This window comes from Paenibacillus senegalimassiliensis (assembly GCF_001486585.1).
GTDB lineage: Bacteria > Bacillota > Bacilli > Paenibacillales > Paenibacillaceae > Fontibacillus > Fontibacillus senegalimassiliensis.
Window position 1 is genome coordinate 1113923 of the sequence record NZ_LN909046.1, and the last position, 12274, is coordinate 1126196.

The window sequence follows — 12274 nt, forward strand, 5'->3', positions numbered from 1 at the left end:
GCTACTTTGCTGTCTGAATGGCTATGCTATAATAAATGTACAAATTCAACGTAGAAAGCGAGGTAGTTCGGTTTTGAAAATGTGGCGCAAGTTCGCCGGAGCAGCGCTGGCTTGTGGCTTGCTGTTGACGACGGCCTGCACGAACGAACCGCCTCCGGCTGCCGTACCGGTACAGGACGATGATCCACCCGAGAAAGGCCAGACAATCACGGTGATAAATCCTCCAGTCGCAGAGAATCAGGGGATACCCGCTGCCCAGACCCCGGCTGAGGACGGGAAGAATCGTTATCAGATTCAGACTCGGCTAACGGATTTTCAATTGCTTAGCGCAACAACGGGGTTGGCCTGGGGGTGTACTCGCAATGAATTAAGGTTATATATGACGCAGGATAACGGTAAGACCTGGACAAATATATCGCCTGCAGCTTCCCTCCAGTTCACGGAAACGCCGGAGTACGGTAAGGATATTTTTTTCCTGGACCCCAATCACGGGTTTATTGTCCGGAATGCCAAAGGTTCTGAGGACACAATTATGTTGCGCACTACTGATGGAGGGGCAACGTGGAAGGTCAACTCCTTCCCGGAGAATAATGCAGTCTCGGCCATGTACTTCACCGATCCGGCTCATGGCTGGATGCTCTCTGAAACCGGGGGCTCTATTGTAGAAGAACGCTATTCACTATATGCCACAGAGAATGGTGGGCAGAGCTTTGAGAACCCGCTCGGGCTGGACAAAGGTTTTGGATTGAGTCTTTCCAGTGATGCGACTTCGACCCGAAGTGACGAATTCATTTCCGAGGACAATCTCTCGTTAACATTTACAAGCGTGCGGCATGGATTTATCGGAGACATCCAGCAAGGTTATCCCAAGCTCTACATGACTGAGGACGGGGGATTAACCTGGGAGGAGAACGGGCAATTCTTTGACGGGGATAAATACACGACCTGTGACAGCTTTACCATGGGGACGATCTCCTTCTTCTCGGAGAATAAACAAGAAGGCTGGGTTCCCATCGGTTGTAGTCGTGGAGACTCGACCAAATATAACGGTTATTTCACGGAGGATGCCGGGCATTCCTGGTCGTTGGTGCCGTTTAAGCTGTCCTGGCAGGAAGGTATTAATGAATTTCTTGCGCCTACCTTTCTGAGTAGTGAGGAGGGCTGGACAATTCTTGACTCCACGGTGTACTACACCACGGATCAAGGAAGCCATTGGGAGCCCTTGCCGGAGAGTCGCAAGCTTCAGAAGATCCTGCAGGACTATCCTGAAATTGTAAAGCTGCAATTTTTCTCATCACGTGTTGGTTGGCTGCTTGTAGCCAAGGAGGATCAACAACGGTCCTTATTGCTGCAAACAAAGGATGGAGGACAGAGCTGGCAGGTACTTTGAGAGGTAACTCCAATAGCATTTTTTATCACGAAGTGGACTAGATGAAGGCATGACGCCCGTTGTCATGCCTTTTTTTTGCATGGTGTAGAAAATAATTTTGTGACGTTCATCATATTGTGAAATTTATCACGTTGTATATTTCAGACTTTGTGATATATTTAACTTGTAAGGAACAACAAGCAGAAATAAGACATGATAGCCCGGAGCTAAGCTCCAAAACAAATTGACAGGAGTGGATCTTATGAAAACAACAGCTCAAGAAACGGTAACTCGCAACTTCCTTCAATTTTGCTACAATTGTGAAGACGCTCATCTGTGTACGACTGAGGAAATGTGTCAGGCTTGCTGGGCAGAACAAGGACTTGACGCTGAATTAAGCGGTGAGACAGACGGTGCGGAAGAAACCCGTCAATTGCTGTTCCAGTATTATGCTTAAGCTAATCAGACAAAGCTTGAATTACGATTAGACCTCCATCCGTAACCGGGATTTGGAGGTTTTTTGTTTTGTCCCTAAATTTATGGACAAGAGTGGTATATTTTCCGGACACGGGGAATAACAAGTTTCTCACGGGCCAGGCATATACATAAGTGGAGAAGGAGAAAGACAGCCTTGAAACGCTACCTCTAGTAAGGAGGATGAAGCTATGCAGCCTTGGACGGAAATGTTCGAAATGATGGAAGGCGGCTTGCCGATTTTGCTATTCGTCCTTGTGAGCCTACTTGCACTTACCGCAGCAGGTGGCTTGCTGCGCAGCCTGGGCAATAGCAGACAGCCTGTGCTAAGCGTAACCTCTGTGATTGTCGGTAAGCGCACCGAGGTGACGCATCGGCATGATACGGATACTTCCGTTAACCGGTCTGACACCAGGTATTATCTCACGTTCGAGGTGGAGAGCGGTGACCGCCTGGAATTTGCTGTCTCTGGTCTGGAGTATGGCCAAAGCGCAGAAGGAGATGAGGGGAAGCTGACGTTTCAGGGCCGCCGGTATCACGGGTTTGAGCGGGTTATGCGAACGTATGTGACAGAGGTGCAGGAATATCGCAGATTCCATAGCTCTGGCTGAGCGCGGGCTCATGCAGCAACATTCTTAGCAAAAATGAAAGGAAGGCTATGTCGTTGGAACTTTCGGACAATACAAAAAGCAGAAGCCTGACGGAAGCGCAGAGGAAACCTGCTTCTTCCATGAAGGCTTCTGCTTTTCTATGATGAATTAATAAGCCAGGGCTTTAGTGTCAGCCGTCTCTTCCAGCAGCATTTGCGCTACCGTGCGTCCACTGGAGAAGGCACGTTCCGCGAGCTCTCCCTTGCCAACGCAGCCGTCCCCGCAGAAATAGAAGGGGAGCCCCTCCATGCGATTGGGCAGCAGCTTATTGCCACTAACATTTTTTACACTGGCAACCATTGCTTTCTTGGATACACGCTTCACCTCAAGACAATCGCGCCACCCCGGATAATAAGTGTCAAACAGGGACTCCATCTGCTTGGTCTTCTGCTCCAGATATTCCTTCTTCTCTTGTTCCTCTTTGAAATCGTCGTTCAGGTAGGCAATTCCCTGGAGCAATTGGCCATGGACTGGGGCCGCCGTGTAGTCCGTTGCAGATACATCGCTAACGAAGATTTTGCGATCCATGTCACTGATATAATGGAACGGACGAGCTACGACCTTGGATAACCCAATATCGTACACCAGCACCTCGGTAGCGGTATTATCCTGATAAGGAGTCATAAAGTCGCTCCACGCTGAGCCTTCCAGCAACTTGTTGATCTGCTGCACAGGCATGGCGAACACAACTTGATCAAATTCAAGCTGTTGCCTCGTTTTTGTATTTAATATGAATCGGCCATCCTGCATCTCAATCGACTCCACAGGTTCCTTGGTGGCAATATCCCACTTGGGGTTCATGCCAATCTTCTCGGTCAGTTGATGGGTAATCGTACTCCAACTACCTACAATGTAGCTGACGGGCCGGCTGGATAGGAACAGGTTATGATAATAGTCCGCGATGACATCACCCGGCACTTTCCTGGCTTCCTCAGGTGTAATAAAGAAGTTGGAGCAGACCAGATGCTCCCATAATTCCTTCACATCTGCCGATGCCGTCGACTGTTCCAGATAGTCTCCCAAGGTGCGGTGCTGCTTCAATTGATGAATGTTGCCGATGACAGCAGCGATTTCAGCCACAAACCGCATTTTCTCCAGTGGAGAAAGTACCTGGGTTTTCATGACATTGACAAAATCAAGGGGAGCCGGGGTTAACTGTCCGTGCTTGGCGTAAACGACCTTACGTTTGTCTACCTGCTTGTTCTGAAATTTCAATTCCAGTTCATCTTCCATAGTGTGGAGCGTGTGTCGATCTATTCCGTATACCGCATGTGCCCCGTAATTCAGAGTAAATCCCGATTTCTCATAAGTAAAAGCGCGGCCACCCAGTTGCGGACTCCGTTCGAATACCGTACCGGACGTATCACCGTGATTCGATAGGTAAGCGGCAGCCGTCAGTCCGGCAAGCCCACCGCCAATAATCGCAATTCTCATGGGGGAAACCTCCTAAAAGGTGTTTATGAAGCCAAGCGTTTTATAAAGAAAAAGCTACAAACCTATAAACAAACTTTATTTACCTTCAGTATATGCTATTCATGTAAGCGCGTCCATAGAAATGGACACAATTTGTTCAATTTTGTAATCGCATTCAATAGCCTGTGCTTCCAGCAAATGGGTGTGTTGTTTTCTCCCTTTCTTAGGCACCAAGATGGGCATCTGCACATAAGATATAGCGTTCAGCAGGGAGGAAGGAGGTACGAAATTGGCTGTAATCAAGACCAATTCCGAGGACGTCAGGCTGCTGGCGCGCCTGATGCGTGCAGAAGCGGAGGGAGAAGGAGAGCAGGGAATGCTGATGGTCGGCAATGTCGGCGTTAACCGCATTCTTGGCGATTGCCTTGATTTCCGTGATATTCGCGATATGAACCGAATGGTTTTTCAAAGTCCTGGCGGTTTTGAGGCCACGCAGAAGGGCTATTTCTATCAACGAGCACGTGATCGTGATATCCGCTTGGCGCAGCGCATCATTGATGGGGAACGGGTATGGCCGGCCTCCAATGCGTTATGGTTCTTTCGCCCGGCCGGTGATTGCCCCGGGACCTGGTACAATCAGCAAAATACTGGCAGATTCAAAGCCCATTGCTTCTTTGCACCGACTGCGGAGGATTGTCCTACTGTGTATTAACCAATAAAGAGGAGGAATTTTTACATGTTCACACAGCCTTACCGGCCGATGGCCTACCCAATGGGGCCTAACCAACCTGCCCCTCACTATAAGGGGATGGGATACCCGATGATGTCAGCAGGAGGAGGCACAATCCCGCCGCAAATTCCCAGCGGCAGTCCAATGACCGCCGGTGGTACTGCGGTCCCTGTACCTGTTACATCCTACGAGCAATCCTATATCGAGAACATACTTCGCCTGAACTTGGGCAAGGTTGGAACCTTCTACATGACATACGAGAATAACAGCGAATGGAATGCCAAGATATTCAAGGGCGTGCTCGAGGCTGCCGGACGTGACCACATCATTATCAGTGACCCGGTGACGGGGGTACGTACGATTATGCTTATGGTGAATTTCGACTATGCCACCTTTGATGAACCTCTGACCTACCAATATCCGGGCACAATTGGCGCTCCGCCAACAAGACGGAGTTAGAGCGAACACCCCTTACCCAAGGGGTGTTCTTTTTTGGATGCTTTTTCTTAGTTACAGCCCGATCGACAGGAATACGGCAGCGGTTGACTGTGTAGTGTATAATATATAATCAAAGGAGATGGGTCTATTGGGAAGTTGATGTGGAATTTGATAATTATTGTAAGTCATGATTCAATCAATTTCAAATCACGAAGGAGGTGCACCTATTCGCCGCCTCATCAGTGGGAATAGGAAATGTATTGAGTGACCCTTTACCGAGTCTTTTCTCTGTAGGATGGATGATCTTATTGGTATTGCTTAACGGATTCTTCGTTTCAGCGGAATTTGCTATTATCAAAGTCAAGAGTTCGCGAATCGACGCATTGGCGGAAGAAGGGCGCAGAGGCGCCAAAATTGCCAAGGATTTGTTAGATCGGCTAGATGGATATTTATCGGCATGCCAGGTTGGAATTACCCTTAGCTCGCTTGGACTGGGATGGCTTGGGGAACCGGTGGTTGCCCGCATGCTTGGACCATTGTTTAAGTGGATGGGCTTCGGTGAGAGGCCGGTGTATATCATATCGCTAGCTGTTGCCTTTGTACTGGTTGCCGTCCTGCATATTGTGCTTGGGGAATTGGCCCCGAAAACGATCGCCGTTCGCAAGGCTGAAACCATCCTGTTATGGTTGGCTTGGCCGATGCGTGTTTTTTACCGGCTGATGTATCCTTTCATCTGGGTGTTAAATCTTCTTTCGAGTGGTTTGCTGCGCATGTTCGGCATGACCCGGGTCTCGGAGCAGGAGTCGCTGCATACGGAAGAGGAAATTCGCGTTATGATGAAGGAGAGCAGCGAAAGCGGCTTGATCGACAGCACAGAAATGTCGCTCATGGACAACATATTTGAATTCGCTGATACTACCGCTCGGGAGATCATGATTCCCCGGACGGAAATGATTTGCCTGTACACCCAGCACTCGCTGGAGGAGAACCTGGAAATTGCCCTGGAAGGCACGCGAACCCGTTATCCCGTATGTAATCAGGATAAGGACCATATTATTGGATTTATTCATGTCAAGGATTTGATTCGTTCTCATTCCCGCCATCTGCGCGACCATATTCGGCCGATTATGGCTGTTCCCGAATCCATTCCGATCAGCGATCTGATGAAACGCATGCAAAGAGGCAAGTCGCAAATTGCTATTCTGATCGATGAATACGGAGGAACCTCCGGGATGGTGACGCTGGAAGATATCGTAGAGGAGATCGTCGGGGAAATTCAGGATGAATTTGACGAGGAGCGCCCTGCCATTGAGCAGTTGGATACCGAAGTGTATTCTGTAGACGGCTTGCTGCTGATTGAAGCGATTAATGATCACTTTGGTCTGGATCTGGACTCTGAGGATTACGATACCATCGGGGGATGGCTCTACGCCCGGCTTGATATTCTCCCGCCGCAGATTGGAAATGCCGTTGAGTACGGCGAATATACTTATATTGTGGAAGAGACCGACAACAAGAGAATTTCCCGCGTTCAGATTCTCCGGCAGCAATTGATGCCACTGGAGGAAGCAGGCGCCTGATAATAATAAATAAAACCGGATGACCTCATGACGAGGAATCCGGTTTTTCGTTTTTGTGTGCTGGGAGAGACGTAATTGGGACTTAGTTAGAAGGCCCAGTTGCCTTCCCGGAAGATCTGCTCTTCCTTGCCGTCGGCTGTGATGCCAAAGATGTCCATCTTGGCCGAGCCTACCATAAAGTCCTCATGCGCCAGGCTGGCGTTAAGACCACGCTCAGAAAGTTCCTCTTGACTCATGTCCTTGCCGCCTTCGAGATTGAAGGCATAGGCATTACCGATGGCCAAGTGATTAGAGGCATTCTCGTCGAACAACGTGTTGTAGAACAGGATGTTGGACTGGGAAATAGGGGAGTTATGTGGCACCAATGCCACCTCACCCAAGGAGCGTGAGCCTTCGTCCAATTCAACAAGCTGCTTCAAGACATCTTGGCCTACAGCAGCTTTGTAATCCACAATACGTCCGTTCTCGAACGTGAGCGAGAAGCCATCGATGATCGTCCCCCGGTAGCTAAGCGGCTTCGTTGCAGTTACCGTACCGTTCACCCCGGACTTATGAGGAGCGGTGAACACTTCTTCCGTAGGGAGGTTGGCAAGGAAGGTATGCCCTTGTGCGTTATGACTTTCTGCAGCCACCCACAGATGCCCCTCCGGCAATTCAATGGTCAAATCGGTGCCAGGCGCTATGTAATGAAGCTTCTTGTAACGTTTGTTGTTCAGATACTCGGATTTTTCCTTAAGGTTATCGATGTGACGTTTCCAAGCGGCAATTGGATCTGGTTGATCGAGGCGTACGGTCCGGAAAATAGTCTCCCAAAGCGCGTTGACACGATCGGATTCTGCCAAATCAGGGAATACCTTATCTGCCCATGGTTTGGATGGCACAGCCACAATGGACCAGCTGAACTTGTCGGACATCTGCAATTGACGATACTCTTTCATTACTTTACCGTAGGCCTTCTGGTGATTGGTCAATCGCTGGGTAGACACACCGTTCAGCAGATCGGGATCAGAGGACATCACGTGCAGTACGGCAGCACCATTCTTCACGTATTCCAGCATTTCTCCCGCGTACCATTTCGGCTCATCCAGGAAGGATTCCTCAGCCGCCAAATCATAGCGAAGACGAGTGACCGTGTCGTCGCTCCAGTTCACCTTGACAAAGCGAGCACCCACTTCATAGGCTTGCTTGACGATCAGGCGAACCAGTTCCGCACAATCAATGGAGGCATTGATAATAAGGGTCTGTCCTTGCTGGACGTTGACGCCTATTTTGACTGCTAATTCTGCATATTTCTCCAATTTGGTTTGAAAATCGGACATATCGAACTCTCCTCCATACTAAATAAGTTATTGTTCTATCATACACCAATCGAATAACAATTGTAATTCGGGACCTCTCGGCGTGATTTACCCTATAATAATCTTGCCTTCAGGATACTTTAATAATTCCTTCTTGGATTTAGAAGTGAAGGCGTAAGCCAATGTCAGTGGACCTATCCGCCCAAGAAACATGACGATGCACAGAATAACCTTGCTGATATCGGTTAACCGCGGGGTCAGATCAAGGCTAAGTCCCGCGGTGGCGAAGGCCGAGGTCGTCTCGAACAGCAGCGCCAGGAAGGAGCGGTCCTCCAGCGCAGACAGGGTCATAGCCACGAAGACTACCAGGAAGGTGGCCAGCCAGGTTTGGGTAATCGCCTTGATGATCGAACCCTTGGACAAGCGTTGACGGAAGAAGACGATATCCTCCTTGCCTCGAATCATGGTGTACATGGCACCCAGCAGAATGGCGAACACCGTCACCTTGATTCCGCCACCGGTGGAGCCGGGAGCGGCCCCGATGAACATCAACAGAATCAGCAGGAACTGGCTGGATTGCTCCATGTTGGCAATGGTGACTGTGCTGACGCCTCCAGATCTGGAGCTGACAGAATGAAAGAGACTGGCGTACACACGATCCATCCAGTTCATCGTTCCCATGGTGTCAGGATTTCCAGCCTCGTTAATCAGCAGGAGCAGGGCTCCAACCACCGTCAAGATGGCCGACATGGTTAGGACCACTTTAGTATGCAAGGCCAGACGCCGAGTGCGCCGATAGCCGAGCAGGTCGGAAATGACGATGAAGCCAATCCCGCCAAGAAAAATCAAGATCATGACCACGATATTTACAAACGGATCGCTAGCATACTCGGCAAGTCCGCTGAAGGGACCATGAATTTTGCCAAACAGATCGAAGCCTCCGTTGTTAAAGATAGAAATACTATGGAAGATCCCGTAATAAGCGGCTTGTCCCACTGGCATATCGTAGGAGAACCTGGCGGCAAGCAGCAGCGCCCCAACCGCTTCTATGGTCAGGGAATAGGCGAGAACGCGCAGGATCAATTGCATTAATCCGCCGATCTGATGGTAATTCAGAGCCTCCTGAAGCAGCAGCCGATCTCGCAGGGAGATCCGGCGGTTGAAGGCCAGGAGAATTAGCGTACCTATGGTTGTGAAGCCGAGTCCCCCGATCTGCACCAGTAGCAAGATAACAATCTGCCCGAACAAGCTGAAATGCGTTCCCGTATCAACCACGGTCAACCCCGTAACACAGGTAGCGGAAGTCGCGGTGAAGAACGCATCAATCAGATCGAGCTTCCGGCCTTCCACCGAAGCGGGGGCAAGCGATAACAGAAACGTGCCGATCATAATCATAAGGGCAAATCCCAAGGTTAATACTTTGGCAGGGGAGAGTAGCGATTTTTTTGGTTTTGGCAAGGGTGATCCACCTCTATACAAGTTCTGCGTATTGATATTGACATAAAACATGGTACGATATTGCAATAAGAATGTACAATGTCAAAAAGTTATTCACTGCATAAAGGAGTTGCTAATTGTATGAAGGAAATACATATTGTAAGCGCACAAATGAAGCGTCAGGAGGACGGGACCTATATCGGCAAGACCATCTTTGAGGTTGAAGGTCACAAGGTTGGCTATGAAATCTCCTTCTTCAGCAAGCGGGGGCATGATTGGGATTACAGCCTGCATTATGCCGGAGAGCCTGGCATGGAGGAGCAGCTTCTCGACGTGGATGCCAAGATCGAGCAGGAGGATAGCTGGTTCGACACTTTGCTGGATGCCGCCTGGGATACCTTGCCGGAGAATTAAATAAGCTTGAACTAAACAATGGGCAGCACAAACGGATTGCCCGGAATGCTCATAATTAAGGAGAAGGGAGGGGGAGCATCACATGCTGCAACATCCATTCTACCGTACATCGCTTGGGATTATTCTGCTGCTGACAATGATTTATTTGCTATCCAAGGTCAGCTTTATTTTTAATCCATTGGTTACATTGGTAAGTATACTGATTGTCCCGATAACGATCTCGGGGTTTCTGTATTATTTGTTGCGACCGATTGTGCAGTTTCTGGATGGCAAGAAGCTAAACCGGATCTTATCGATTCTGCTGATTTATTTGCTGTTTGCCGGCGTACTGACGGTGTTCCTTATCGTTGTATGGCCGCCGCTGCAAAATCAGATTATTGAGTTCATGAATAACGTGCCCAAGCTGATCAGTAATTTGCAAAAGCAAATGACAAATATCCGCGAGAGTACGTTCTTTTCCATGGTGGCCAATGAGAGCAGCCCGGAGCTGATGAACAAAATTACCGAGCATTTAAATTCAGCGGTGGAAGCCATCTCTGGATATCTGTCTCATTTCTTCACCTTCTTGAATGATTTTGTAATTGTTGTCGGTACCGTTCCCATCTTCTTGTACTACATGCTCAAGGAAGATGAGCGGGTTACCCCGGCCTTGATACGTATGCTGCCCGCCAAGTACCGCAAGGACGGTAGTAGCGTCATTCATGATATTGATAATATGCTCAAGGGCTTCATTGCCGGACGGATGATTAGTGCCGTGGTACTTGCCTTGATGAGCTTCATCGGGTTCTGGCTGGTTGGGTTGCCATACCCGTTGTTGCTGGCTGTAGTGGGAGCGCTGTTCAATTTCGTTCCTTATTTCGGTGCGCTGCTCGGGGCGATTCCCTGTGTCATTGTGGCGTTTACCGTATCGCCATCCATGGTGATCTGGGTTATTGTGATTGTGGTGATAGCCCAGCAGGTTGAAGGGAATCTCATCTCGCCATATATCTATGGCAAGACCATCAACATTCATCCACTTACGACAATCATTTTGCTGTTGGTAGCAGGAGACTTTGCCGGTATCCTGGGAATGATCCTGGCGATTCCGGTCTATATGATGCTTAAGATTGTGGTGCTGAGAGCACATAAAGCTTATTTTGCCTCCAGAATTGAAAAACTACCGGAATAAAGGCCTGTATCGTTAGTATCACCTTTATGAAAGCGTGATTAAAATCATATCTCCAGCCCCCGCAATTGGGCGATGATTAACCTACCAAAAAGATATCTAATACGCTCGGGGGATGATATGCATGGCAGTTAATGCCAAAGGCGGGAAGTTTTTTTACGCATGGAGCAAAGTGCTTCCTGACGGATCGTTTTACCTTCCGGATCAAGCCCTACATGAGTACCATATTAAGCCGGATTCCAACATTATTTTAATGACAGGGCGCAATACGGTCAAAGGCTTTAGCGTCGTATGCAAAGAGTTAATTGCAAACTCGCCGCTGGCTTCTATTTTTGCCAGCATGCCTGAGCTTCAACGATTCGCCATCCCCGAAGGGGAGACCATCACATTCAAAGAACGTACCTTCTGCTGGGTTCATCTCAATAGCAGCCATTACTTTACATTGCCTCTGCACACCTGGCAGCAATTTGGCTTAAAGCCAGGGGATCAGCTTCTCAGTTTGCGGGCGACGCATCTGGCCTTTAACAACTTGTCTGAAGGTCCGTATATCGAGCAGGCCAAGCAAATCCGTGATATTCATGTGTATGGGTGATTGTCTATTGATGATTACCTGGGACTAGTCCATTTGAGAAAGGAACGGGAACTAAGCCGTCAGACCGTGATTGTTTTGTGCGGTTTGGCGGCTTCTTTCTTGGCTTGTGGGGGAATCCTATTGACATAACACTTCCTTGTAACTAATATTGTTACAAGGAAGTGGAAAGGGGGAAGTGCTGTTATGACGATCAGCTCCAGATTTTCAGTTGCCATTCATATCTTGTCCTTGCTTGAATTTAACAAGGAAGGCGTAAGCACCTCGGAATATATTTCTGGTAGTGTGAATACCAATCCGGTCGTGATTCGCCGTATTATGAGTATGTTGAATAAGGCGGGACTGGTGGAAGTGCGGGCTGGTGTGGCCGGAACGAAGCTGTTACGTGAGCTGGAGGACATTACGCTGCTTGATGTTTATCGTGCGGTAAACGTGGTGGAAGAGGATGGCCTGTTCGCAGTACATGACCGCCCTAATCCGAATTGCCCGGTCGGGCGTAACATTCAGTCGGCCATTGAACCTGTATTCTCTTCAGCGCAGAAGGCGATGGAGAAGACACTCGCGGCAGTGACGCTTCAGGATATTGTAGATGATCTGTCTTCTAAATCAGAGGTCGTATAAGCTTGATGTAGATTGTCCTTAAGTACGTGTTCAAAAAGTCGAATCTACTCCTCGAGCTGCTTCGTTCTGGAAAGACGACTTTTTGAACTACCTCTT

At 48.9% G+C, this 12274-nt stretch carries 13 protein-coding genes; 10 read left to right on the forward strand and 3 right to left on the reverse strand.

Going from position 1 to position 12274, the window contains the following annotated elements; all coding sequences use genetic code 11:
• Positions 1-79 precede the first annotated feature (79 nt).
• From BN3279_RS19220 to BN3279_RS19230, 3 genes are all read left to right on the forward strand, one after another.
• Positions 80-1390: a WD40/YVTN/BNR-like repeat-containing protein gene (locus tag BN3279_RS19220; protein ID WP_059053058.1), complete on the forward strand. Its 1311-nt coding sequence runs from the start codon at positions 80-82 to the stop codon at positions 1388-1390.
• 241 nt (positions 1391-1631) lie between these two features.
• Complete coding sequence (locus tag BN3279_RS19225; RefSeq protein ID WP_059053060.1) at positions 1632-1826, forward strand: hypothetical protein; 195 nt, start codon at positions 1632-1634, stop codon at positions 1824-1826.
• A 208-nt stretch (positions 1827-2034) separates the two neighbouring features.
• Positions 2035-2454: a DUF2500 domain-containing protein gene (locus BN3279_RS19230; RefSeq protein ID WP_059053062.1), complete on the forward strand. Its 420-nt coding sequence runs from the start codon at positions 2035-2037 to the stop codon at positions 2452-2454.
• Between the two features lie 147 nt (positions 2455-2601).
• On the opposite strand, the gene BN3279_RS19235 is transcribed toward BN3279_RS19230, so the two are convergent.
• Positions 2602-3927 (reverse strand): FAD-dependent oxidoreductase, encoded by a 1326-nt coding sequence (locus BN3279_RS19235; protein ID WP_059053064.1) that lies wholly within the window; start codon positions 3925-3927, stop codon positions 2602-2604.
• A gap of 268 nt (positions 3928-4195) precedes the next feature.
• Between BN3279_RS19235 and BN3279_RS19240 the strand changes: the two genes are divergently transcribed.
• From BN3279_RS19240 to BN3279_RS19250, 3 genes are all read left to right on the forward strand, one after another.
• Complete coding sequence (locus BN3279_RS19240; protein WP_059053066.1) at positions 4196-4618, forward strand: cell wall hydrolase; 423 nt, start codon at positions 4196-4198, stop codon at positions 4616-4618.
• A 24-nt stretch (positions 4619-4642) separates the two neighbouring features.
• Entirely contained in the window at positions 4643-5095 is a 453-nt protein-coding gene (gerQ, locus tag BN3279_RS19245) for a spore coat protein GerQ (protein WP_059053068.1), read from the forward strand.
• A gap of 278 nt (positions 5096-5373) precedes the next feature.
• Positions 5374-6654, forward strand: a complete 1281-nt coding sequence (locus BN3279_RS19250) for a hemolysin family protein (protein ID WP_187377822.1) — start codon at positions 5374-5376, stop codon at positions 6652-6654.
• Between the two features lie 86 nt (positions 6655-6740).
• Here the strand turns inward: BN3279_RS19250 and BN3279_RS19255 are convergent, their stop codons facing one another.
• Together BN3279_RS19255 and BN3279_RS19260 are read right to left on the reverse strand one after the other, a co-directional pair.
• Positions 6741-7973 (reverse strand): aminopeptidase, encoded by a 1233-nt coding sequence (locus BN3279_RS19255; protein ID WP_059053070.1) that lies wholly within the window; start codon positions 7971-7973, stop codon positions 6741-6743.
• 87 nt (positions 7974-8060) lie between these two features.
• Complete coding sequence (locus tag BN3279_RS19260; RefSeq protein ID WP_059053071.1) at positions 8061-9410, reverse strand: TrkH family potassium uptake protein; 1350 nt, start codon at positions 9408-9410, stop codon at positions 8061-8063.
• A gap of 120 nt (positions 9411-9530) precedes the next feature.
• On the opposite strand from BN3279_RS19260, the gene BN3279_RS19265 reads away from it, so the two are divergent.
• The 4 genes from BN3279_RS19265 (at position 9531) to BN3279_RS19280 (ending at position 12178) form a co-directional block, all read left to right on the forward strand.
• On the forward strand, positions 9531-9803 hold the full coding sequence (locus BN3279_RS19265) for a hypothetical protein (RefSeq protein WP_059053073.1): 273 nt from the start codon (positions 9531-9533) through the stop codon (positions 9801-9803).
• Positions 9804-9885: 82 nt separating this feature from the next.
• Positions 9886-10971 carry an AI-2E family transporter gene (locus tag BN3279_RS19270; RefSeq protein WP_059053075.1) on the forward strand — a complete coding sequence of 362 codons (1086 nt, stop codon included), beginning with the start codon at positions 9886-9888 and terminating at the stop codon, positions 10969-10971.
• 121 nt (positions 10972-11092) lie between these two features.
• Entirely contained in the window at positions 11093-11560 is a 468-nt protein-coding gene (locus BN3279_RS19275) for a hypothetical protein (protein ID WP_059053078.1), read from the forward strand.
• 183 nt (positions 11561-11743) lie between these two features.
• On the forward strand, positions 11744-12178 hold the full coding sequence (locus tag BN3279_RS19280) for an Rrf2 family transcriptional regulator (protein WP_059053080.1): 435 nt from the start codon (positions 11744-11746) through the stop codon (positions 12176-12178).
• The last annotated feature ends 96 nt before the right edge of the window (positions 12179-12274 follow it).